At 43.0% G+C, this 22,528-nt stretch carries 21 protein-coding genes and 6 tRNA genes; 16 read left to right on the forward strand and 11 right to left on the reverse strand.

Translation table 11 applies throughout. From position 1 onward, the window contains the following. Positions 1-2: 2 nt before the first annotated feature. The 6 genes from Q0238_RS09720 to Q0238_RS09745 all read right to left on the reverse strand — a co-directional run bounded on the left by Q0238_RS09720 (position 3) and on the right by Q0238_RS09745 (position 3,687). Positions 3-566, reverse strand: a complete 564-nt coding sequence (locus tag Q0238_RS09720; protein WP_297945610.1) for a ribonuclease HII — start codon at positions 564-566, stop codon at positions 3-5. After that, complete coding sequence (locus Q0238_RS09725; RefSeq protein WP_297945611.1) at positions 563-988, reverse strand: RDD family protein; 426 nt, start codon at positions 986-988, stop codon at positions 563-565. The genes Q0238_RS09720 and Q0238_RS09725 overlap by 4 nt, the downstream gene beginning before the upstream one ends. 103 nt (positions 989-1,091) lie before the next feature. Then, the gene (gene pyrE, locus Q0238_RS09730) at positions 1,092-1,703 is read right to left on the reverse strand and encodes an orotate phosphoribosyltransferase (protein ID WP_297945613.1); all 612 of its coding nucleotides are present in this window, start codon (positions 1,701-1,703) and stop codon (positions 1,092-1,094) included. A gap of 3 nt (positions 1,704-1,706) precedes the next feature. Continuing rightward, complete coding sequence (gene frr / locus Q0238_RS09735) at positions 1,707-2,264, reverse strand: ribosome recycling factor (RefSeq protein ID WP_297945615.1); 558 nt, start codon at positions 2,262-2,264, stop codon at positions 1,707-1,709. A 101-nt stretch (positions 2,265-2,365) separates the two neighbouring features. Beyond that, on the reverse strand, positions 2,366-2,896 hold the full coding sequence (gene secG, locus Q0238_RS09740) for a preprotein translocase subunit SecG (protein ID WP_297945617.1): 531 nt from the start codon (positions 2,894-2,896) through the stop codon (positions 2,366-2,368). Positions 2,897-2,991: 95 nt separating this feature from the next. Further along, positions 2,992-3,687 carry a Bax inhibitor-1/YccA family protein gene (locus Q0238_RS09745; protein ID WP_297945619.1) on the reverse strand — a complete coding sequence of 232 codons (696 nt, stop codon included), beginning with the start codon at positions 3,685-3,687 and terminating at the stop codon, positions 2,992-2,994. Positions 3,688-3,818: 131 nt separating this feature from the next. Here Q0238_RS09745 and Q0238_RS09750 point away from each other — a divergent pair, with 131 nt between their 5' ends. From Q0238_RS09750 to Q0238_RS09765, 4 genes are read left to right on the forward strand one after another with little or no spacing between them, the layout of a single operon-like run. After that, on the forward strand, positions 3,819-4,487 hold the full coding sequence (locus Q0238_RS09750) for a carbonic anhydrase (protein WP_297945621.1): 669 nt from the start codon (positions 3,819-3,821) through the stop codon (positions 4,485-4,487). Continuing rightward, complete coding sequence (locus Q0238_RS09755; RefSeq protein ID WP_297945623.1) at positions 4,453-6,567, forward strand: mechanosensitive ion channel family protein; 2,115 nt, start codon at positions 4,453-4,455, stop codon at positions 6,565-6,567. The genes Q0238_RS09750 and Q0238_RS09755 overlap by 35 nt, the downstream gene beginning before the upstream one ends. After that, positions 6,560-6,733, forward strand: a complete 174-nt coding sequence (locus Q0238_RS09760) for a hypothetical protein (RefSeq protein WP_005870938.1) — start codon at positions 6,560-6,562, stop codon at positions 6,731-6,733. Before Q0238_RS09755 ends, Q0238_RS09760 begins: the two co-directional genes overlap by 8 nt. Then, on the forward strand, positions 6,733-7,464 hold the full coding sequence (locus tag Q0238_RS09765) for a superoxide dismutase (protein WP_297945625.1): 732 nt from the start codon (positions 6,733-6,735) through the stop codon (positions 7,462-7,464). Before Q0238_RS09760 ends, Q0238_RS09765 begins: the two co-directional genes overlap by 1 nt. Before the next feature lie 1,379 nt (positions 7,465-8,843). Here Q0238_RS09765 and Q0238_RS09770 read toward each other — a convergent pair. The 3 genes from Q0238_RS09770 to Q0238_RS09780 all read right to left on the reverse strand — a co-directional run bounded on the left by Q0238_RS09770 (position 8,844) and on the right by Q0238_RS09780 (position 11,377). Continuing rightward, positions 8,844-10,016 (reverse strand): toxin-antitoxin system YwqK family antitoxin, encoded by a 1,173-nt coding sequence (locus Q0238_RS09770; RefSeq protein WP_297945626.1) that lies wholly within the window; start codon positions 10,014-10,016, stop codon positions 8,844-8,846. Between the two features lie 90 nt (positions 10,017-10,106). Beyond that, positions 10,107-10,748 carry a hypothetical protein gene (locus tag Q0238_RS09775; RefSeq protein ID WP_297945628.1) on the reverse strand — a complete coding sequence of 214 codons (642 nt, stop codon included), beginning with the start codon at positions 10,746-10,748 and terminating at the stop codon, positions 10,107-10,109. 122 nt (positions 10,749-10,870) lie between these two features. Next, positions 10,871-11,377, reverse strand: a complete 507-nt coding sequence (locus Q0238_RS09780; RefSeq protein WP_297945631.1) for a DNA-deoxyinosine glycosylase — start codon at positions 11,375-11,377, stop codon at positions 10,871-10,873. 203 nt (positions 11,378-11,580) lie between these two features. Here Q0238_RS09780 and Q0238_RS09785 point away from each other — a divergent pair, with 203 nt between their 5' ends. Beyond that, a complete protein-coding gene (locus Q0238_RS09785) occupies positions 11,581-11,730 on the forward strand; it encodes a hypothetical protein (RefSeq protein WP_297945634.1) in 150 nt (49 codons plus the stop codon). Here Q0238_RS09785 and Q0238_RS09790 read toward each other — a convergent pair. Together Q0238_RS09790 and Q0238_RS09795 are read right to left on the reverse strand one after the other, a co-directional pair. After that, entirely contained in the window at positions 11,720-12,931 is a 1,212-nt protein-coding gene (locus Q0238_RS09790) for a molybdopterin molybdotransferase MoeA (protein ID WP_297945636.1), read from the reverse strand. The two genes, Q0238_RS09785 and Q0238_RS09790, sit on opposite strands and share 11 nt — an antisense overlap. Further along, the gene (locus tag Q0238_RS09795; protein ID WP_297945638.1) at positions 12,928-14,226 is read right to left on the reverse strand and encodes an MFS transporter; all 1,299 of its coding nucleotides are present in this window, start codon (positions 14,224-14,226) and stop codon (positions 12,928-12,930) included. Before Q0238_RS09795 ends, Q0238_RS09790 begins: the two co-directional genes overlap by 4 nt. 105 nt (positions 14,227-14,331) lie before the next feature. On the opposite strand from Q0238_RS09795, the gene Q0238_RS09800 reads away from it, so the two are divergent. From Q0238_RS09800 to Q0238_RS09850, 11 genes are all read left to right on the forward strand, one after another. Next, positions 14,332-14,961, forward strand: a complete 630-nt coding sequence (locus Q0238_RS09800; protein ID WP_297945640.1) for a non-canonical purine NTP pyrophosphatase — start codon at positions 14,332-14,334, stop codon at positions 14,959-14,961. Positions 14,962-15,035: 74 nt separating this feature from the next. Next, a tRNA-Pro gene (locus tag Q0238_RS09805) sits at positions 15,036-15,112 on the forward strand. A gap of 5 nt (positions 15,113-15,117) precedes the next feature. Further along, positions 15,118-15,194 (forward strand) — tRNA-His (locus Q0238_RS09810). Positions 15,195-15,200: 6 nt separating this feature from the next. Continuing rightward, a tRNA-Arg gene (locus Q0238_RS09815) sits at positions 15,201-15,277 on the forward strand. Between the two features lie 15 nt (positions 15,278-15,292). Next, positions 15,293-15,369: transfer RNA gene (locus tag Q0238_RS09820), tRNA-Arg, on the forward strand. A 49-nt stretch (positions 15,370-15,418) separates the two neighbouring features. Continuing rightward, positions 15,419-15,503: transfer RNA gene (locus Q0238_RS09825), tRNA-Leu, on the forward strand. 14 nt (positions 15,504-15,517) lie between these two features. After that, positions 15,518-15,592: transfer RNA gene (locus Q0238_RS09830), tRNA-Asn, on the forward strand. Positions 15,593-15,840: 248 nt separating this feature from the next. After that, positions 15,841-17,868, forward strand: coding sequence for an ATP-binding protein (locus Q0238_RS09835; protein WP_297945643.1), 2,028 nt, complete (start codon positions 15,841-15,843; stop codon positions 17,866-17,868). Between the two features lie 100 nt (positions 17,869-17,968). Continuing rightward, entirely contained in the window at positions 17,969-19,321 is a 1,353-nt protein-coding gene (locus Q0238_RS09840; protein ID WP_297945646.1) for a DUF262 domain-containing protein, read from the forward strand. Beyond that, positions 19,299-21,020, forward strand: coding sequence for a DUF262 domain-containing protein (locus Q0238_RS09845; protein ID WP_297945648.1), 1,722 nt, complete (start codon positions 19,299-19,301; stop codon positions 21,018-21,020). Before Q0238_RS09840 ends, Q0238_RS09845 begins: the two co-directional genes overlap by 23 nt. Beyond that, positions 21,007-22,485, forward strand: coding sequence for a DUF2779 domain-containing protein (locus Q0238_RS09850; RefSeq protein WP_297945662.1), 1,479 nt, complete (start codon positions 21,007-21,009; stop codon positions 22,483-22,485). Before Q0238_RS09845 ends, Q0238_RS09850 begins: the two co-directional genes overlap by 14 nt. The last annotated feature ends 43 nt before the right edge of the window (positions 22,486-22,528 follow it).

Here is a 22,528-nt window from a genome sequence, read left to right on the forward strand (position 1 = left end):
CGTTAATCAAACAGCGAGGGTTGCAGCGATTTGATCTTGTAGCTTGCGCGGTGAAAAGGCGTGAGCCCGTACCGCTCGATCGCCGCGATGTGCGCAGCCGAGCCGTAACCTTTGTTTTGCGCGAAGCCGTATTGCGGGTAGCGCTGCGCGAGCTCATACATCGTGCTATCGCGCGTGACCTTGGCGAGGATACTTGCGGCGCTTACTTCGGCGATTTGCGCATCGGCTTTTATGAGCGTCTGAAGCCCGCGTACGCCGAAGGTTGCGTTGCCGTCGTAGATGATCTGTCCGCTAAAACCCATAAAATGCGCGAGAATCTGCTCAAGCGCCGATCTTAGACATGCGCTGAGTCCGATCTCATCGACTTGCGCGCTTGAAATTTCGACGATTTTGTAGCGCGAGTTTTTGATGATTACGGCGTAGAGCTCCTCGCGGCGCTTTTCGCTTAGCTTTTTACTATCGGCAAGGCCTGCGATCTCGCGCCGCAGCACGCAGCCCGCGACGCAAAGCGGCCCCGCAAGACAGCCGCGCCCAGCCTCGTCGATGCCGCAAATCTGCCCGCTCACTGCGCGTCCTTTCGCACGACGGGCACGGCTCCGCTTAGCAGGTCGTGTAAATTTAATCTATCTTTGCGAAAAAAGCAGATCAAAAGCCCGATGACGCTAAAGCCCGCAAATACGAAGTACGCAAAGCGCGCTAAGGCTCTAAAGAAGCTTACTTTGCGTCCGCTACGAATGTCGATGAGATAAAGCCCCGCGAGCTTATAGCCCGGAGTCTGAGCGCAGCGAGCATAAAATGCTGCGCAAATAGCGCCGTAAGCAAGCCAGATAAGCGCGATCGCGGCTTGGTTGCGCCACAGAGCCTCTTTTGAGCCCAAGACGAGATAGGTAACGCTGTAAAATAGGGGCATCGCGATGATGAAAAGATCGACGATGAAGGCCTTTATGCGCAGAAAAATCGGTGAAATCTTAGCTTTTTGTTTTACCATTTCGATCCGTTTTAGATTAAATTTTAAAATTCCGGCGCGCTAAATTTAGAGCCGAGAGGATAAAATTTAATCTCGTTGCGGTTTGTTAGCAGCAAATCGGCGCCTAGTTTCCGCGACTGCCGGGCTTGATCGCCTTACTTCCTGCGGCACAAAGCGGGCAGGTTGCGGGCTCGTAAATTTCAAACTCGAAATTGCCTAGCGCAAAAAACGGCTTGTCTGTGGGCAGCTTGGCGCCAGCCTTAGCGACGCTGCCCGCTAAATTTGCGACCTTGCAAAATCCGCGATTGGCAAGCGCGGCAAAGCCCGCGACCTCGCCGCCTAGGTTTTCGATGAGCTTTGCGCTTTCAAGAGCAGAGCCACCCGTAGTGATGACGTCCTCACAGATGATAAATCTCTCGCCCTTATGCACTTCAAAGCCGCGGCGCAGGCTCATTACGCGATCTACGCGCTCGGTAAATATGAAACGCTTTTTTGCCGCGCGAGCTAGCTCGTAGCCCGCTAAAATTCCGCCCAGCGCGGGCGAGCAGACGCTATCAAACTCTACGCCCGCTTTTTCGATTATTGCGGCGAGCTCGTCTGCGAGCCGTCCCGCGAGCTGCGGATCCTCAAGTACTTTGGCGCTTTGCAGATAGAATTCCGAATGGTTGCCGCTTGAAAGCAGAAAATGCCCCTGCAGATATGCACCGCAGTCGCGATAGATTTTTTCTATATTCACAGCTCAGACCTTCAAAAGCTCGGCTTCTTTAGCCTTGACTGCGTCGTCGATCTTGCTTGAGTAGGAGTCGGTGATCTTTTGCACCTCGTCGTAGCCTTTTTTGGCGTCGTCTTCGGAGATCGCTTTGTCTTTTTCAAGCTTTTTAATCTCGTCGTTGGCGTCTTTACGAACGTTGCGAATGCCGATTTTGGCCTTCTCGCCCATCGCTTTAGCCTTTTTGGCGTTTTCTTGGCGCTGATCGAGCGTCATCGGCGGGAAAAAGAGCTTCACGCTCTCGCCGTCATTAGTTGGGTTTACGCCGATATTTGCCGCTGCGATCGCGCTTTCGATTGCCTTTAGCATCGGCTTTTCCCACGGCGTGATCGAGATCGTGACCGCATCGGTCGAAAGGACGGTTGCGACCTGATTTAGCGGAGTTTGCGAGCCGTAATAATCCACGAAAATATGATCCAGGATCGCCACGCTCACCTTGCCGGTGCGTAGCGTCGTAAAGTCCTTTTTCAAAGCCTCGATAGCTCGATCGCCGTTTGCTCTTTGCTCTTTGTAGATAGCTTCTAGCATTCAAATCCTTTAAATAAAATTTGCGAAATTATAGCGTTAAAAAAATAAGAATAGCATTTAAAAGCGCGGATTTTGCGCTTTTAAATTTTAAAATTTAGAGTTTATTTGGTTGTGTTTTGATCTGCGGAAGCAGCGCTCGCATTGGTATCGCTTGCGGCGCTTGATGCTTGCGACCGAGCAGGCGCGCTAGCTGCGGTGGTACCGGTAGCAGGAACTGTGGGCGCTTCGATTTTCGTATCCGTTGCATTGGTCTCACCGCTAATTATGAAATTTGACTCAGTGCTTGCCGGAGCGAAATTAGGCTTTGCGCCTGAAGCTGGTATGGATGGCACGCTAGGGACAGCGTTTGGCACGGATTTAGTAGCATTTGCTTCGATCTTTACGCGATCGACTACGGAAGATTTAGCATCTTGCTGATAGAAATATGCGAGCACAAGTGTATTTATCACGAATAAAATTCCCATCGCGGCGGTAAATTTAGCTAAAAATCCAGCTGGACCCTTCGCACCAAATAAGCTTTCGTTGCTTCCGCTGTATGCGCCAAGCCCGATAGAAGAGCTCTTTTGCAGCAGGACGGAGATCGTAATTATCACGGCGAAGACGACCTGTAAAACCAAAAATAATGTAGTCACTATAAAAACCTTTTGAAAAAATTGAATTCGCGATTATAATAAAAGATTTATAAATTTTAAGTTAAGAGTGCACCGCACGAAGCGGTGCGTAAAATTTAGTCTCTGCTTGCACCGAAAATTCTTAGCAGCGAAAGGAAGAGGTTGTAGATGTTTAGATACATATCTACGGCAGCCATTATCGGTGAAGTGTAGGTGCCGTTGATGATGTTTTTAGTATCATAGATAATATACATCGAAAAGATTAAAGCCGAAAAAGCTGAAATCGCTATATCAAGCACGGTGCTTTTGAAAAAGAAGTAGTTCAAAAGGCTTAGCACGATAATAGCCACAAGCGATACCAATAGCGGTTTGCCCCAAGAGTCGAAATTTGTCTTTGTATTCATCGCATAAACGGTAAGAGCACCGAAAGTAATCGCCGTAGCCACAAACGCATGTGTTACCACATCTCCGGCACCTGCTGCGATATAAATAGCGATCAATTTACCTAGAGTAAGACCGGTAATAAAGGTAAATGCAAAAAGCAAAACCAGCGCGATCGTGTTGGCGCCGCGATTTACGGCTGCTTGCATACCGAAGATCAGCCCCATTAAAACTACCAGATATAAAATCGGATGAAGAGCCAAGCTCATGCCGAAGCTCATCGCCACAAAAGCCCCTGCCGCCGCAGCTATCATCGAAGCGGTTAGAAGCGCGTAGGTTTGTTTAATGGTCTGAGAGATTCGTCCTTGTTCCAGTGACGCGTCCGATAGCTCATAGCCGTCCGCATAATTTCGTCTGTCGTATAGACTCATATTTTTCTCCTTCTTTTGATTTATGAGCGGGGAGTTTAGCGAAAATTTGGTAAATATATAATTAAAAATTCCTAGAATTCTATCTATTTATGAAAGTAATATATAATTCCCGACTTTTTTAAGGAGAAAGTATGCCCAGCCAGTTAATAAATGGAGCTATTAAATTTATGGAAGAAAATTTTGCCGAGCATGCCGAGCTTTTCGGGAGTCTGGCAAATCATCAAAAGCCCCACACACTTTTTATCGGCTGCTCTGACTCGCGCGTGGTGCCAAGCTTAATTACCTCGACGCTTCCAGGAGAGCTTTTCGTCGTACGAAATATCGCAAACGTCGTTCCTCCATACCGCATTAGCGAGGAATTTTTAGCAACTACCTCAGCGATTGAATACGCGCTATATGCGCTAAATGTCAAGAATATCATCGTTTGTGGGCACAGCAACTGCGGGGGTTGCGCGGCGCTGTTTTATGACGCAAAAAAGCTTGAAAAAATTCCAAACGTAAGGCGCTGGCTAAATTTAATGCAGCCCGTAAAAGACGAGGTCGAAAAGCTCAAAGATCTCGGCACCGACAAGCGCGAGTGGATCACCGAGCGGCTAAATATTATAAATTCCATGCAAAATTTACTTAGCTTTCCTGGCATCAAAGACGCCTACAAAAACGGCGAGATTAAAATTTACGGCTGGCACTACGTCATCGAAACGGGCGAGCTATTCAACTACGACGACGAAGGCGCGCATTTTACGCTATTAAATAAGGGAATGGATTATGAAAAAATCTATAATCAGCTTTTTAACGATTAGTCTTTTTAGCGTCGCTTTAGCGTTTGCAGACCTCAACACGACCGGTGAGGGAAGCTTTGTAGAGACAAATTCTTCCGCGCCCGAGGCAAATCTTACTTTAGAAAACAACAAAACCGAGATCAAAAAAGAAGTCGCTAAAATTCTATCCAAATCCCTCGGTGCGGAGGATGGAAATAAAACTGAAGTAATAAATATGATCGCAGAAAAGGTCGCCAAAACGGAGACTTCACAGAAAAAAGCTCCTAACGGCGAGACGCTTATCTCTGTAATCAAAGAGATTAAAAAGCTAAATTTACAACGCAGCTCCCTGCTTAACGGCGGCGATGCCAACGCGAGCAAAAACGAGCTAGACGCCATCGATCGCAATAAAGCTAAGCTCTTTGATCGCCTACCTTTTGCGATTACGCAGCAGGATATGGATATCGAAAGCATAATGTCGTATGCGCAAAATAAAAAGAACATCCAAACTACGCTAAAAAAATACGCCAAAAAGCAGAGCTCTCCCGAATACGTAAATGCAAGCGCGGATTTGGAAAAAATGGAGATGGCAGAGATCTTTTATACCTCGCTTATGAAAATTGAGGATATGTTTGTAAACGGCGCAAGCAGAAGTGCTCTTGAAAGCGAGCTAAGTAGCACGCTACTAAATATCCAAACTAGGGATTTTAGCAAACTTAATGATTTGAAAAATAATCTAAGCAGTCAAGAGCAGATAGACGCCTTAGAGTCTAAAATCAACGATTTGAAAAACGACAAGCAGACCTACGACGAGGTGCTTACGTATCTGTCGCGAAATAGCGATCTGCTTGCAAGCAGCGTAGTTTTTACCAGCTTAAATTTTAAGTCGGTGATCGATTATATCAACGATAAAATTCCGTTTAAGCTCAGCCACGTAAATTTCGGCAAGCTCATTCTAATCACGCTGATTACGCTATTTTTCTACTCGCTTCGCAGACTGCTTGCCAACATCATCTATTTCGTATTTAAATTCTTTAATAAAAGCTTTTCGCTGGATAGCGAAACTCTAAAAACGCAAGTAGTGGGCATCATCAAGCGTCCGATGGGTATTTTGCTGATCGCTTATTCGGTCGATATCTGTCTTAGTATATTTTATTATCCGGCGCCCGTGCCGATAAAATTTGCAAATTTATTCTCGATCGTTTACGTGGTACTTTGGGCATGGCTCATTATCGAAATCATCGACGGTTACGGCATTATTGTGCTTGGAAACATCACGAAAAAAGGCGTCAGAAAAGATATCATAAATCTAGTCGTTAAAATTCTATACGTCATCGTAATCATCATCGCCGCACTTTTGGTGCTAGAGCGTCTGGGCTTTGACATCTCGGCGCTTATGGCATCGCTTGGAATCGGCGGACTTGCGATCGCATTTGCGACCAAGGACATCATCGCAAATTTCTTCTCGTCCGTGATGCTATTATTTGATAATTCATTCTCGCAAGGAGACTGGGTCGTATTAGGCGACATAGAAGGAAACGTCGTAGAAACGGGCTTTAGAAAGACGACGATCAGAACCTTTGACAACGCTCTTGTTTTTGTGCCGAATTCCAACATAATGGCGCAAAATATCAAAAACTGGAGCCGCAGGAAGGTAGGACGGAATTTAAAGCTTACCGTGGGCGTCGAATACGGCGCGAGCACGGCTCAACTGCGAAAGTGCGTAAACGACATCAAAGAGATGCTAAAATCTCACCCAGGCATCGCTCAGTCTGCCGATACGGCATTAAATTCTAAAGATTTTCGTATGCGCTATAGACAAAATATGGTCTCTATCGACGATTTAGCGGGCTATAAAAGCACTATGTTTGTGGCGCTAGATAGCTTTGGCGATTCGTCTATTAACATTTTAGTTTACTGCTTCACAAAAACCGTAATATGGGCAAATTTCATCCAAACCAAAGAGGATGTTTTATTTAAAATAATGGAGATCGTGGAGCAAAACGGACTATCGTTTGCCTTCCCATCACAGAGCGTTTATATCGAAAATATACCGGAAATAGCAAGTGAATGCGTAAAATCAAAAGTAAATTCCAACGACAAAGGAGAGCAAAATGGCTGATTTCGATGACTTCGAAGACGAAGAGTTCGATGAGGACGAATACGAGGACGATGATCTAATCGGAGGCGATGAGAGTTACAACTACAACTACGACGAGGATGATTACAGCTACGAAGACGACGACGGTTTTAACGATTATAGCGATTTGGACAGCGAGGATTATTAGTGTTTAGATCCAGGGCACTGCCTTTTGATCCGAGAGCGAATAAAATCGCGAGCTTGCAAAGCTTAAAATTTCATCACGGCGGGCTTTGCGAGGACTACGTCTCTGCCTTAAATCGAGATATTGCGGACACACCGATACAAAACGCGGATCTTTTTACGATCATCACGCAGTCTTTCAGGGAGGCGCACGGCGAGGAGTGCGAGTTTTCGCAAATTTCAAAGCTTTATCAAATTTGCCTAGGTTTTAGCCGTATTTTTAACAATGCCTCTGAAATTTACAACCACGATTTTTACTTCGATTGTATCGCGCAGCCCAGCGAGTCTAGCGGCGAGCTCGCGGACGCTTTAGCACAGGCTTTCGGCGGGATGGAAAATTTTAAAAGCGAGTTTTTAAAGCGCGCGATGGGGCTTTTCGGCAGCGGCTGGTGCTGGCTTGCGTGCGACGAGCGCGCGGCAAATTTAGAAATCATCACGACGCAAAACGCGGATACGCCGATCGTGCGTGGTAAAATTCCGCTTTTAGCCTGCGATCTTTGGGAGCACGCCTATTATGTCGATCATCAAAATGCGCGCAAGTTCTACGTGGAGAGCTTCTTGCGTTTTGCGGACTTTGGCTTTGCAAGCGACGCCTACTTCCAGGCGAAAAAGCAAGGACTTGACTCCGTAAAGCTCTACATCAGCGAGCTCCACCCCGCCGCATCTTCGCGCTGCGATTGCGGCTGCTGCGGATAAATTCGGACTTTTGCCGAGTAAACTTTAGCGCTGCGGATTTTCGGTTCTCTATGCCCGCCGCACGCTAAATTTCAAACGGCTACGTCTTTCAATGCCCGTATTTTGCCGCACGGATACTGCGCGCGCCATACAGCCTGCGGTGCTCTGCGAGCACTCACGGTCTACCGCGCTCTAAATTTACGTAAATTTTGATTTTTAGCTCATTTGACATCTGCGGATTAAAATTTAAGATTTTTAATTTGAAGTTTGCTTGACTTAGTTCACCGCTCGTTACGCGCCAAATTCCGAGTGCTTCTCCTTTTCAGCGCTTATATCTTGTGCGCAAATACCGCGTTGCACGGACTCCTATACAAAATTTAGCTCTATATGGCTCTGCTTTCTTAAAATTTTTGCCACCTGCGTATTGAAATTTAACGCTACGAGCGAGCATCTTGCAAAATTTTAAAGTTGCAATAAGCCCATGAAATTTTCATACCGAAATAAGCAGCGCATTCTTTGCTTCCGTAATTATATAGAGAGGCACTCTCTGCATCCCTGCTTTGTTCACCCATGCCCTATTCGTAAAATTTTGTTTAGTAAAGCGGTCGGCAAATTTTAAAATATCAGCCAGATAAAATTTGCCGCGCCAAAGACAAGGTTGCGGTGAATTTGAATTTGGGCCCGAATAGCACGGCTTGCGAACCGCGAGCTAAATTTAGCGAAATTTGATCGTCAAATTTTACCCTTTCGGCGGGTAAAATTTTTAGTGCCGTTTCGGCTTGAAATTTCGCTTTAAATTTTAAAAATTTGCGCCACGCCAAAGCTGCTCGTTACGCGGAAAAGACAAGCCGTATCGAAAAGCTAAGCTATGCTACGTCGGGCGATACCTGCGCGCTAAAATACAGCGTGGAATTTTAACCGCATCAGTTCAAATCGCGCGACGAGCTGCGCTGCACGAAACCTCGTTAATTAAAGCGCCGAGCCGTATTCGCGCGCCGCATAAAGCTGCTCAGTGTAGAATTTTACTCGTTTAAACGCAGCACATCGCTTTACAAATACAAAGCCGTATCATTTAAATGCACCACTTAACGGCGCGATATATGCGGCTGAAAAACAAAATGCGCAAGGCTAAGCTCGATTAAAATTTTTAAGCTGCACTTCAAAAATAAAGCCATGCTCGCTCGAAGCGCAAAGCCCCGTCCGTTTAAAACGTGGAGCCCGAAATTTGTCCGAGACGTGAAGCCCCGCTTCAAAACGCAAAATCTCGCTCGCTTAAAGCACGAAGCCGTGAGCGCTGAAAATGCAAACCCGCGTCGTTAAAACGTAAAGCTGCGCCTACTCAAAATTTTAAACCTTTTTAAAATTCCAAACCCGCTTAAAATTTTAAAATTTAGCCCGCCTTACTCTCTTGCGAGCCCGTTTTTATCGGATTTATCGCTGATTAGTTTGCCGCTTTCGTCGTATTTTTTGGCGCGCACGAGCCTGCCACGCTCAAACTCGCCCTCGGCTTTGAGCTTGCCGTCTGCGTAGTAGTGCTTCACCGTGCCCGTCTCCAGGCCATCTTTGAACGTCACTCTAGCCTTGAGTGCGCCGTTTTCGTGGTATGTTTCGTATAGCCCGTGTTTACGCCCGTCTCTGAACATTACCTTCGCCGCAAGCGCGCCGCTTGCGTAGTATTGCTTACTCGTGCCCGTTTGTTTGCCGCGCTCAAACTCGTATTCGCCCTGCAACGCGCCGCCCCTGTAGTATTCGCGTACGGCGCCGTCGCGCTCGCCGTCTTTGAAATTTTCGACTACGCGCGTCTTGCCGTCCTCGTAAAATAACTTCCAAACGCCCTGTTTGCTGTCGTCCTTGTATGCGCCCGTCTGCTTTAGCGCGCCGCTTTCGTAGTACAATTTTTCCGTGCCTTGCCTCTTGCCCCCTTTATAGCTGCGCATACCGCGCACTTTGCCGCTTTTGTAATAATCCACGTCCTTGCCGTTTCGCAGCCCGCCCTTATACGGATGGCGCGCGCTTACTTCGCCGCTTTCGTAGTAGTCGGTGAAAACGCCCTCGCGCCTATCCGCTTTATACGCGCCCTGCTGCTTTAGCTTGCCGCTTCCTTGATAATACAGCTTGTAAAAACCCTCGCGCTTGCCGGCTTTGTATTCGCTCTGCGATCTCAGCTCGCCGCTATCTGCGTAATAGCTCTTCGCGACGCCGTCGTATAGGCCGTTTTTTAGCGGATATTCGTTTGAAGGCTTATCTGAGCCGTCGAAATAATTGCGCTCGCGCACCGCCGTGCCGTCCTTTACGTCGATCTCTCTGATAAGCGTGGGCGGCAGCGGCTTTGCTCTAGGGTAGACGACGCCCATAAAGTTTACGTCGTAGAGATCCTCGGCGCTATAGTGCAGCACCTTGAGCGTCCCGCTATAGGGCTTGTCCGCTACGAAATACAGGCCGTTTTTTAGGACCGGCTCGGGCTGCATTACGATTTTTGGCTCCAGAGCTTGCGCGCCTAGCGCCAAAAACGGAAGCAGAAAGATGAATTTTAATTTTTGAGTTAAACCTGATAAATTTAGCGGAATCCTCATATTTTTTACTTCCTTGTTTTAAAGCTTACTTCGATTATTCTCATTTTAATATAGATATGGTTATTTAAAGCCTCTTGAATTATGAATAATTTATTTTACATCGCGAGATGACATTATCAAATTAAGCACTTCAAATAAATATTCAGAAAAGCAATTCATTTGAAAATTTATAGGAACTTTTTCATTGTTATTACTGCCAAAATAAGTTATACCGGTCGTTGACAAAATTCCTATTTGTATAAATTTATTAATTGCTATATATTCACAATCGTCATCTGTTATTAATGGGCTATTTGGTTTATTTTTAATTAGATCATAAAAATATATAAAATCTAAATCACTTAGGGAATTTATATTGGCAAGTAGTGCATGTTCGTAATAATCAAGCTTACCATTTTGTAATAACTTACCATATAATTTTGCTAATATTTTTGCATGTAAGTCATAAGTTGATAGTCTAGCCTTTTCCAATAAATCAAAAAGAATATTGATATTATCGCTACTTATATTCTCATAAAATTTACTATTCTTTTCATCGTTTAATTCTTTCTCTTCATGAACAAAATCGTTTAATCTAATTTTAAATCTTTCATATATAAACCTATGTACAAAATGTGAAGCTAATTCGGCCTTTGATTTATATAAGGTAGATACTGCGGCAATAATAAGAGCAGAACCATTTTTTTTAGCCAAATCAACAACTTTACCCATGTTATACGATAAATTACTCATACTATTCCTTGTTTATCAATAGATATCACAATTATACCTTATAAACCATTAGATGTATCTTCCAACCATATACTAAATTTTATGTAAAGACTATTTACAATCAAATTTTATAGACGTTAAATTTAACCCTCCTTTAGCGCTTCGGCCACCGTCCTCCACTCGCGCACGAGCCTTTCAAAGCTAAAATTTGCGTTTGCGGGGCTCGTAGACGGCAGCTTGACGAGTTCTTTGCCGGTTGCGTTTAAAATTTGAGTCTTTAGGTATTTTTCGCAGATTTCATGCGCCTTGCCGCCGTTTGCGAACACCTGCACGATGCGCGCTCCGCTAAAGATCGGCTCTAAATTTGCAGGCACGACGGCGGTCATTTTGGCGTCGCTCGAGCCCTTTATCTCGCAGCAGATCGCCGCGTCGTAGACGGCGATGCCGCGGGCGAGCAGGAATTTTATCTTTTCGTCCATGCTTGCAGGCGGCGGCGCGTTTAAAATTTGCGCCAGCACCCGCCAGAAGCGATTTTGCGGATTTGCGTAGTAAAAGCCAAATTTACGAGAAACGACGGAGGGAAAGGAGCCGAGGATTAAAATTTTAGAATTCTTATCGAAAATCGGCTTAAAAGGGTGGGTTTGGCTCATTTTGCACCTGTTTTGTATTCGCCGAAAACGCCCGCTCGAACGCTATAAAATTTATCTTTCATTTTTACTTTATCTCTCGCAAATACCCGAATTTCGCCCGTAAAGCAACTTGGAGCTGAAGTTACGCGGCGGCAAAGATTTTGGCACACTCGCTGTATAGCGCCGCGCAGTAAAAATTTTGATCAGTCTTTACGGCGTGCGATTTGGGTCTAAATTTCAACTTTTTAAACCTCGAAACAGAGCTTTTGCGGCTAAATTTAACGCCTCGCAGCGGCAAAATTTTAACCCTCGCGGCAGTTAAAATTCCGTCCGCCGCCGCAACTACCGCCGAAACGCTGCACGCTAAATTTTAGGTACCGAGATTACGCGCACGAGCTCGCCTTTTTTAAGTTCTTTGACCTCTAGCGGCGCGACGAGCAGGACGCTATCGTCGTCTAAATTGTTCAAAATCGCGCTGGAGCCCTGCTTTTTGCTTTGCAGGCTAACAAAAAGCCGCCCGTCTCTGTTTTGCAAGATGGCGGGCATAAACTCCAGCCACGGCGTCTTTTTTACGTAGTCGTGATCCAAGACCGCGCTAAATTCAGTGTTTTCGTGCACGCCGAAGGATCTTTGCAAAAATACGCGCAGAAACAAAATGCACGTAATAAGCGCCGAGAGTGGGAAGCCCGGGAATGCGAAGATATATTTTTCGCCGGTTTTGGCTACGCGCACGTGGCGGCCCGGTTTGATCGCCGCACCTTTTACGATTAGCTCAAATTTTGATTTTAGCGTGCTTTGCACGAAATCGTAGTCTCCGACGCTCACTCCGCCGCTGGTTAGAAGTATGTCAGCGCTCTGTAAAGCCGATAAGATCGCGCCTTCTAGCTCTTTTTCGTCGTCACGTACTAGAGGCATTATCATCGCTTCGCAGCCCAGCTGCGTTACTAAATTTGCAAGCGCGATGTGGTTAGAGCTATAAATTTGAGCGTCGTTTTCGAGCTTTTCGCCCAGATCCTTGATCTCGCTGCCGGTGGCTAGGATCGCTACTTTTGGGCGAACGAATACGCTTATGTGAAATAGCCCTAGCTCGGCTAGCAGCGCGATCTGCGAAAAGCCGAGCTTTGTGCCGCTTCTAAGCAAAAGCTCGCCCTCGCGGTAGCTCTCGCCCGCTGCGCGCACGGCAAAGCCTGCGGAAACGGGCTTTGTGACGACGATTTCACTGCCTTGTACCTGTACGTTTTCGATAGGCAGAAGCGTGTCGCTGCCCTCGCACATTAGCCCGCCGGTGAAGGTTTTGACGCACTCGCCCGCCTTTGCCGCGGCGCCAGGCATTTTGCCTGCAGGCGTAGTGCCGACGATCTTAAATTTAGCCCCTTCGCTTAGATCCGCGCCCTTTAGCGCGTAGCCGTCCATCGCAGCGGTCGGGCGGCGCGGAGTGCTGAAAGGCGCCGCGACGTCGCTTGCTAAAATACGTCCCAGCGCCTGGGTGATCGCGACTTTTTCGATACGCGAAGACTTTTGCACCGTGTTTGCGAAGCGCTCCATCGCACTTTCAAATTTTTCAAATTCCATCATTTGCCTCCTACGATTTTATAAATTTGATCTTCATTTATCAATTTCGAGTTAAATTTTACAACGAGTTCGCTATCGGTCTCGTAAATTTCAATGATGCCCTTTACGCCCTGTAGTGCGGAAAAATCGCCGCCTTTAGGAAAGTATAAATTCTTAAAAAGTTTCGGATCGCTCAGCCTAGAAAGTAGCACAAGCCAGATCACACCCAAAACCGAGACGCCAATGCCTAGCGCTTCGATGCCGATTTTGCCAAAAAGTGCGCCACCGCATAGCCCGCCCAAAAAACTGCCAAAAAATCCGAACGAATTAAAAATCCCAAGCGCGGCGCCTTTTTGAGCGACTTTGGCAAATTTGGACGCAAGGCTTTGCATAATGGGCTCATGCGCGTTAAATCCCACGAAAAAGAGCATCACACCCACCACGAAAGCGCTCGCCCCGCTAGCAAACGCAAAAATCAAATACGAAGCGATGAAAAAGCAGATGCCAATAAGTAGAATTTGCTTAGCTAGCGCGCGCTTTTCGCCTAAAGCACCGCTCGCGCCCATCGCGGTAAAGCCGAAAATAGCGCCTAGAGCATAAATTTTGGTCAAATCACTTTTGGAAAGTCCGAATTTTTGCACGAGCAAAATTGGAATTAGAAAAAATGCTGCCGTCATGAAAGCTTTTTGAAAAAAATTCGTTAAATTCATAAGCATTAAATTTTTGTCACTCAAAAGTGAGCCGAGCGGGACCTTTTGGCGCAGGGAGCGGATATGCGGTTCGGTGGGTACTACGAAAAAGAGCAGCATCAAACATAAAAGCGTAAGCGCCGAACTTAGATGAAATAGGCTGGCAAGTCCAAATTTGGCGCTTAAAAGCGGACTTAAAATCATTGCGACACCAAAGCTCACGCCTATCATCGCGCCCATTACCGCCATTGCCTTGCCACGCTCTTCCTCTCGCGTAAAATCGCTAATTAGTGCGGTAGCTACGGCTCCTACAGCACCGCAGCCTTGCAAAAAACGCCCAAAAACCATCGTATAAATGCTCTCGCTAGCCGCGCAAACGCAAGCGCCCACGATAAAAAGCGCCAGCCCTATAGCAAGGGTTTTTTTACGTCCGATCTTATCGCTTAGCACTCCAAATGGCGTTTGCAAAATCACTTGCATAATCGCATAAATTCCAAAAAGTAGCCCTACTAGGCTTTCGTTTGCGCCGTGCAAGCTCAATGAATACAGGCTAAGCACGGGCAGCAAAATAAATAATCCAAAAAACCTCGTAGCAATGATAAAACTAAGCGGAAGAACGCTTTTTAGCATAATCTTAGACCTCAAATAATATGAAATTTGTGCCGATTATAGCCAAAAATCGTAATGAATTCTTTGATTTTGGGTAAAATGGCGCATTAAATTTAAGGAGAGCGGATGAAAATTTTACTTGCGACGAGCAACGCGGATAAAGTAAAAGAGATAAAAGAATTCTTCGCAGAATATGAAATTTACGCGCTCGGCGAGGTGCTGGATCCTTTTGAGATCAACGAGTGCGGCACGAGCTTCAAACAAAACGCTCTCATTAAGGTTCGCGCAGTGCATGAGGCGCTAAAAAGTAAAAATTTACAGAGCGAATTTTTTGTGTTAAGCGACGATAGCGGTATCTGCGTGGACGCGCTGGGCGGAGCTCCGGGGATATTTTCGGCGCGCTTTAGCGGCTCAGATGCAACGGATGCGAGCAATCGCGAGAAATTAGCAAGGAAGCTGAGGGCTTTAAGCTTAGATTCGTCGCCCGCGCATTACACGGCGGCGATAGCGCTGAAATGCGATCTGGGCGAGTTTTGCACGCATGGTTTTATGTACGGCACGGCGATAACTCAGCAGCGCGGTCACAACGGCTTCGGATACGATTTTATGTTTATTCCGCGCGGATTTGACCGCACGATTGGGGAGTTGCCCGCTGCGGTGAAATTTAAAATTTCGCACCGCACGAAGGGGCTAGCGCTGATGCAAATTTTATTAAAAAATTTAGAAAAACAGATGAGGCTTGCTAAATTTCATTAAATTTAAAGCCGTAAAAAGCGGAATTTAAGAAAAAATATATATAATACGTTTTTCATTCAATCCACGAAAATCTACGGAGCGTAGCGCAGGCTGGTAGCGCATCTGGTTTGGGACCAGAGGGTCGAAGGTTCGAATCCTTTCGCTCCGACCATTGTGGTGAGTTTAGCTCAGTAGGTTAGAGCATCAGATTGTGGTCCTGAGGGTCGTGGGTTCGATTCCCACAACTCACCCCACTTTATGCGCTCGTAGCTCAATTGGATAGAGCAACAGACTTCGGATCTGTAGGTTGAAGGTTCGACTCCTTTCGAGCGTACCACTGATTCGATAATTTGCGCTCATAGCTCAGTAGGATAGAGCAACGGCCTTCTAAGCCGTAGGTCAGAGGTTCGAATCCTCTTGGGCGTACCATATTAAGCTCATATTAAGAGCTTTTTGGCTAATATGCGCTTTCTTTTTTGCGGATGTGGTGAAATTGGCAGACACACCAGACTTAGGATCTGGCGCCTCACGGCATGAAGGTTCAAGTCCTTTCATCCGCACCATCCATTCTACGCGTTCCGGATTAGCTCAGCGGTAGAGTAGGCGGCTGTTAACCGCTTGGTCGCTGGTTCGAATCCAGCATCCGGAGCCACTTAAATTCCCTAATCCTTAAGTTAGTAAAATATAAAATCTTAGTGCAAAATACTTTTTATATATTAAGCTCTATAAAAAATGCCTTTCGTAAATTTACTGAAAACGCAAGCATATTAAATATAGCAACTCGGTTGTATTGTAAAAATGATATAAAATTCACATACAAAACATATATTTACATTAATGTGGACATAAATCCGTCCTCTTCACATAGTAAAATACCTCCAAATAAACAAGGAGGCACTAATGAAAAACAGAAATTTATTCGTAGATAACGAGATATATGACCTTGCCAGTCTTTGGATACTCAGAGCAATATTTTGTGCTGGAGCACAAAGAGAATTTCTAAAATCCAAATATGGCAACCTTTTGGAATTTTTAGAGATTAATTCAAACGAGCCAACCCAGCAAGATATTAAAACCCTAAAAGATAAACTTGCTGTTCTTGAGAAAAGCAAAATTTCATGCGAGTTAAAAGAGCTCGAATATAATTTAAATTTGCTTCAAGAAAACTTAGGTTTAAACGATACCGAAAAGGCTATTTTGAGGTTCGTCGCGATTATGTTTAATTACGAAATCGTTTCGGACGCTTGCGAGCTGACAGAAAATTTAAACGATAGACAGGCTGCAAAAGCCATATCTCAGATATTAAATTTAAACTTTATTGACGTGCAAAAAGCTTTTAAAAAAGATGGAATTTTTGCTAAAACTTCACTTATAAAATTAGATATCTACGGACGCAATTTAAGATCAAAAATTGACGTGATAAATAACGACTTCATAGGCGCTTTATTTGTTAAATGCGAAAGCATAGACGAAATTTTTGTAAGCACCATAAAACCTTGTAGCAATACAAATTTAACTCTTAAGAATTATGTTCATATTAAAGATGATACGCAAATTTTAATCTCTTTTTTAAAAAATGCTATCCGCAAAAGACAAAAAGGCGTAAACGTACTTTTATACGGCCCTGCAGGTACAGGCAAGACCGAGCTTAGCAAGGTTTTAGCAAAAGAATTAAGTTTAAAGCTTTATGAGGTTGCTTATGGAGACGAAAGCGGATACGATAATGAAGCCCAAAGAATAAAATCTTATTGCCTCGCGCAAAATATCTTGCAAGCAGGTTCAAATTTGCTGATGTATGATGAAGCCGAGGATGTATTTAACATAAATAACGATGAGAAAAGGCAATACGGCAAAGCCTTTATAAATAGAGCTCTTGAAACCAACGAAGTACCTACTATTTGGATTACGAATAATATTTATAGCATGGATGAGGCCGTCATTAGACGTTTTAATCTAGCCATAAAGCTTGGAGTGCCTAATAAAAACGTAAGAGCGAGGATCATCAAAGAATATAGCGCAAATTTGATAGATAATAAGCTAATCAATAAACTTGCAAAAAATAAATTTATTGCGCCCGCAATCGTTAGCAATGCAAGTTTAGTCGTTTCAAGCTTAAGTCTAAGAGATAAAAATAAGGCTTTTGAGCGCGTGATAAGCAACACTTTAAAAGCACAAGGCTACGGCGCGCTAGAAAAGGACAAGAAAAAAGAGAGATTAAAAGATGATCTGCCTAGCAGCTATGATCCAAATTTCGTAAACTCAAGCTGCGACCTAAACGAGCTAATGCAGGGCATAAAAGAGAGCAAAAGCGCTAGGATTTGTCTTTACGGAGTACCAGGGACCGGAAAGAGCGCCTATGCTAAATTTATCGCTAAAAGCTTAAGAAAGCCTATTATCATCAAAAAAGGAAGCGAGCTTTTATCTATGTGGGTCGGCGGAACCGAGAAAAATATAGCCGAGGCTTTTAAAGAGGCTGGTAGCAAAAAAGCAGTACTCGTATTTGATGAAGTCGATAGCTTTTTACAAGACAGAAGCCTAGCTGCTAGAAGCTGGGAGGTAACTCAAGTAAATGAAATGCTAGTGCAGATGGAGAGCTTTAGCGGCATCTTTATCGCTACGACGAATTTGATCGATAATCTCGATAAGGCAAGTCTTAGAAGATTTGATTTAAAGCTTGAGTTTGGATATTTATTGCCAAATCAAGCATTAAATTTGTTCAAAAAAGAGTGCGCATCACTAAGGATAAAATTTGACGAAAACCTAGCTGCAAGAATTTCGGATTTAAGCTTTTTGGCGCCAGGAGATTTTGCGAGCGTGCGAAGACAGGCTAAATTTAAAAGGGTTAAAAACAGCGATGATTTTTATGAGAGATTAAAACGGGAAGTGGCTTTAAAAAATGAAAAGAAAGTAAAAAGGGTAGGATTTTAGCAACACAACTAGCGGAGTTAAAACGGTGTCATTTTTATTTAAAGGATAAAAATTTTAGACTTTTTATGGTAAAATTTTAAAAGATTTAAGGAGAAATACTATGACAAATGACGACAATGAGCAGAATAATTACATTTTAAGTGCAGATGACATACTAAGTAGCGCAAATTATCGAATCCCATACTACCAACGCCCATATGTATGGAGTGAGGATTTAGCTTTAGGACTGCTTTCAAGCATTAAAAGATCGTTTAAAAATGGAAGCTCTAATGAAATTTTACTAGGGCACATAATTTTGCATAAGGAAGCACATGAAAACAAAGAATTAATTAACAATATAGTCGATGGGCAGCAACGTATAACTACACTAGCCATTATTTTAAAAGCTTTAGGCGATAATGATGTGCCTTTTTTAGATAATAAAATAAATTTCTTATCGCATAAGGCTTTGAAAAGAAATTTCGATCTCTTGAAAGCGGAGTGCGACAATATAAAAGACAAAGAAAAATTTATAAGTTACATAAAGAATAGAGTCGAATTTACATATATAAAGACAGGAAATTTAGACGAAGCATTTTTATACTTTGATACGCACAATACCAGTGGTAGAGCTCTTAGCGAAACGGACTTACTCAAAAACCACCACCTAATGTTTATGGATGAGACAAAATCAAAGCAACTAATGCTTCACTACGCTAAAAAATGGAATGAGTATTCTTTATACGACATTAATACATCTTGGTTTTTGAGAGAAAATTTGATATTCCGCACATTAAGAAGCGCACTATATATAAGACGAACTAAAACTGACGCTTTTAATCCATATAGAACTTTTGGTTATTATGGTGCAGATGAAGAGTGGTATAAGTTTAATTATTCTATTTTTGAGGAATTTAAAAACCACTTTGATGAGAAAATCAAAATTTACAAAAGCAATATATCGCTCACGGATGATATTCTTGGAGGGGCGAGCTTTTTTGAATATGTTTTTAAGTATTGCGATATTTTAAAATACATTGAAAGTAATTTCATATATTTTCATGAATATTTTACGGGATGTAGTTATCTAAATCATGCTTGCCACGTAGTTTTGCTATTTATTGCCGACAAGTTTAGTATCGAGGCATTAGACGAGGTTGCGAATTTAGTGTTTTTAAATATATTTGGCGTCGCCTGCGGATATGATAGAATTTCTGGTGATAGTCCGCGGATAATAGTTCAACGGCTTTTGCAGCTTACTGATACCTCAAGCACATTGGAAACGCTGAAAGTAAAAATAGAAAAAGAGCTAAAAACTAATGCAGAAATATCGAAGATTTTGCCCAAAAATCGAGAAAAGCATTATAATAGGATAAAGGACAAGACAAAGTACACCAGGGACTACATGGCCGATAATTCTTTTAATATTATAAATTTTGAAGGAGAAGAAGATGGAAGAAGCAAAAGCAAATAATCGTACTATACACAGCATAAAGAGTTATAAATTTGAAATACCTTTTTACCAAAGGGCGTATTCTTGGAGAAAGCAGGATATTGAAAAACTAATAAGCGATATAAACGGCAAAGAAGGGCACTATCTCGGCAATATCGTAGTTAAGAAGAATGATGATAAATTTATCGTCATAGATGGACAGCAAAGACTTACTACTATTTATATTATTTTTATGGCTTTAGGAGTAAAAGAAAAACCGTTTGAACTAAGCTATGAAATAGATAGTAGCGATGGCGAAAAACTAAAAAACTTTAACGTAAATGAACGCAAATATGTAAATAGACAAATTTTAGATGCCATCCTTTTTGCTAGCAACAATGAAATTTTGTGTAAAGATAGTTTCGAAAAGAATATAAATTCGGCTATTTTTACGATGACTATTATCCCAGAAAATGTCAAAGCTACTGAGTATTTTGAACTAGTTAACACAAAAAGCATTCAGCTGGAAAATCATCAGGTGTTAAAAGCTAGATTTTTAAGTAATATTAAAGATAACTATGCAGACGTAGCAAGAAAATGGGATATGATCTCAAATATGGACGAAAAATATAAAGATCAAATTTTAGAAAGCAATCAAGCAGGTTTACCCATCGGACCCAAAACAATAAGAGAACTTTTGGAATCAGATTTCAATCGCAAAGAAGAAAAGCAAACCGAAACAAATTCTGATACAAAAAGCTTAGTAAAATTCCCAGTATTTTTGCTTCTAGTTTTGAAGGTGTTTGTTGCCAAAAACGGCTTGAATGTAGATTCTGAGAATAAGGTGGACCCTAATAATAAGATTATCATAGACAAAGATAAACTTTTGGGGGAATTTGAAAAAGTTTTTAGGAAAAAAACAGATTTGCACTATGAGTTTATTGCTTTTTTAGAAAGTATGCATAATAAATTTGATGAATTCATCTATAGAGATGACGAGATGAAAAACAAAATTTTGCTAAATTTGCAAAGGTTGTTTTACTATACTAGCGAATACGACAAGCCTGAATTTATCGCCGCACTTTTGGCTTTCTTAGACAAAAACTCACTAGATGCTTGTAATGATAAAAATACACAAAAGGTTATTGAATTTCTCGAGCAATTGGATAACGAGCTGGCAAAGAGCGCTTTAAAAAACAATGGATATCGTAAAATAGTAGAAACTATAAATGACGTTATAGGAAAAATTTATAAAGGCGAAAGTCTGGAAACGCCAGTACTTGAAAAAATCGACTCTAAATTTTTAGATACTGGAACAGCAGTACCGCATTATTGGTTTTATAGGCTAGAGTATCTACTTTGGCGAGATTTTAATAGTTTAAGTGCTTGTGATACTTGTGCGGATGATATAAAAAAAGTATTTCCTAAATTTAATAGAGATGAATATCTAATCAAATCCCAAGACACGGTGGAACATATGTGGGCAACAAATTTACAAGAAAATGGCAAAGCACTAGATGATTTTGGGAATTTGGCCTTAATAAGAAAGGATTTTAACTCTAGTTTAAGCGATTATGATTTTGGTGAGAAGTTAAAAATGATAAAGGAAAGCCCAAGCTCGAGTATAAAAATGCTAATATTTTACGCATCGCAAAAGGGATACGATAAGGATATGATCGGTAGACTCGGCGATAAAATGAAGAAAATTCTTTTTAAAGGCATAACAAATTCCCCTCTCTAAATCCCTCTACATCCGTGGTCTTCAGTGTGAAAAGAGCTTGTGGCTTAAAAAGAAAAAGCCTGAAGTTTTGCAAGCTCCAGATGATAGCGCGCAGGCGGTATTTGATACCGGCACCTCGGTAGGCGAGCTAGCCTGTGAGCTATTTAGCGGCGGCGAGAGGATAAAGTACACCGGCGACTTTGGCTCGCAAATAGCAAAAACAAAAGAGCTTATCAAGCGCGGCACAAAGGTGATCTACGAGGCCACTTTTTGCTTTGACGGCATCCTTGTGATGGTTGATATCTTTCGCATAGGCAAGGACGGGCTTATCATCAACGAAGTAAAGAGTTCGACTTCCGTAAAAGACGTATATATCGACGATGCGGCCATTCAGTATTACGTGCTTAGCTCGCTTGGCTACGAGGTGAGTCGCGTAAATATAATCCACATCGATAGCGCCTACACAAGAGACGAAACGCTAGAGCTTGAAAAGCTATTTTGCGTACAGGATGTAACCGAGCAAGTGAAGCAAAAGCAGCGAGATATCCCTCAAATTTTAAATAAATTTGAAGAAATTTTAAGCCAAAATGATGAGCCCGACATTGATATAGGCGCACATTGCTCAAATCCTTACGCTTGCGACGCTCGGGAGTACTGCTGGCATAAGCAGCGAGCTATCCCGGAGTATAGTGTATTTGACATCTCTCGTCTAAGAAGCGATAAGAAATTTGAGCTTTATAAAAGCGGCGTGGTTAAATTTAACGATATAAAAGATCTAAGTAAATTTAACGCCTCTCAGCAAATCCAAATAAAATCAGAAATCTCGCAAGAACAGATCATAGACAAAGATGCAATAAAAGAGTTTTTGGATACGCTCCGCTACCCGCTCTATCATCTCGACTTCGAGACCTTTCAGCAGGCGGTGCCGCAATTTATTGGGCTTAGGCCTTACGAGCAGATACCTTTTCAGTTTTCAATCCACAAAGATGACGGCAAAGGAAATTTAGAGCATTTTGAGTTTTTAGCTGAGGCTGGCGCCGATCCTAGATACGAACTAGCGCTAAATTTAATCAAATTTATCCCACAGGACGCCTGCGTGCTAGCCTACAACATGAGCTTTGAAAAAGGAGTGATAAGACGCCTGGCCGAAGCTTATCCGCAAATCTCAAACGAGCTTATGGCTATCCACGACAATATAAAAGACCTCATGGCACCCTTTGCAAGCAAAAGCTACTACCATCCGAAAATGAAAGGTAGCTACTCCATAAAATACGTCCTGCCCGCACTCGTGCCCGAATTAGAATTGGCGTATAAGGATTTAAATTTAATCCATCACGGAGGCGAAGCTATGCAAGCATACGCCGCTATGACTTTTATGAAAGAAACAGAGCGCGAAGCTTATAAGCAGGCTCTGCTAGAATACTGTAAGCTCGATACGCTAGCAATGGTTAAAATTTTAGAAAAACTTTATGAGGCTGTGCACTAAGACAAAAAATGCCTAGTTTGTCTGCTACAATGCTTTAAAATTT

This window comes from uncultured Campylobacter sp. (assembly GCF_938045775.1).
GTDB lineage: Bacteria > Campylobacterota > Campylobacteria > Campylobacterales > Campylobacteraceae > Campylobacter_B.

What these genes read in the sequence shown, in the direction of transcription:
- Q0238_RS09725 (WP_297945611.1), bottom strand. Translation starts at nt 988, where the DNA reads ATGGTAAAACAAAAAGCTAAGATTTCACCGATTTTTCTGCGCATAAAG.
- frr (WP_297945615.1), bottom strand. Translation starts at nt 2,264, where the DNA reads ATGCTAGAAGCTATCTACAAAGAGCAAAGAGCAAACGGCGATCGAGCT.
- Q0238_RS09745 (WP_297945619.1), bottom strand. Translation starts at nt 3,687, where the DNA reads ATGAGTCTATACGACAGACGAAATTATGCGGACGGCTATGAGCTATCG.
- Q0238_RS09750 (WP_297945621.1), top strand. Translation starts at nt 3,819, where the DNA reads ATGCCCAGCCAGTTAATAAATGGAGCTATTAAATTTATGGAAGAAAAT.
- Q0238_RS09755 (WP_297945623.1), top strand. Translation starts at nt 4,453, where the DNA reads ATGAAAAAATCTATAATCAGCTTTTTAACGATTAGTCTTTTTAGCGTC.
- Q0238_RS09760 (WP_005870938.1), top strand. Translation starts at nt 6,560, where the DNA reads ATGGCTGATTTCGATGACTTCGAAGACGAAGAGTTCGATGAGGACGAA.
- Q0238_RS09770 (WP_297945626.1), bottom strand. Translation starts at nt 10,016, where the DNA reads ATGAGGATTCCGCTAAATTTATCAGGTTTAACTCAAAAATTAAAATTC.
- Q0238_RS09775 (WP_297945628.1), bottom strand. Translation starts at nt 10,748, where the DNA reads ATGAGTAATTTATCGTATAACATGGGTAAAGTTGTTGATTTGGCTAAA.
- Q0238_RS09780 (WP_297945631.1), bottom strand. Translation starts at nt 11,377, where the DNA reads ATGAGCCAAACCCACCCTTTTAAGCCGATTTTCGATAAGAATTCTAAA.
- Q0238_RS09790 (WP_297945636.1), bottom strand. Translation starts at nt 12,931, where the DNA reads ATGATGGAATTTGAAAAATTTGAAAGTGCGATGGAGCGCTTCGCAAAC.
- Q0238_RS09795 (WP_297945638.1), bottom strand. Translation starts at nt 14,226, where the DNA reads ATGCTAAAAAGCGTTCTTCCGCTTAGTTTTATCATTGCTACGAGGTTT.
- Q0238_RS09800 (WP_297945640.1), top strand. Translation starts at nt 14,332, where the DNA reads ATGAAAATTTTACTTGCGACGAGCAACGCGGATAAAGTAAAAGAGATA.
- Q0238_RS09835 (WP_297945643.1), top strand. Translation starts at nt 15,841, where the DNA reads ATGAAAAACAGAAATTTATTCGTAGATAACGAGATATATGACCTTGCC.
- Q0238_RS09840 (WP_297945646.1), top strand. Translation starts at nt 17,969, where the DNA reads ATGACAAATGACGACAATGAGCAGAATAATTACATTTTAAGTGCAGAT.
- Q0238_RS09845 (WP_297945648.1), top strand. Translation starts at nt 19,299, where the DNA reads ATGGAAGAAGCAAAAGCAAATAATCGTACTATACACAGCATAAAGAGT.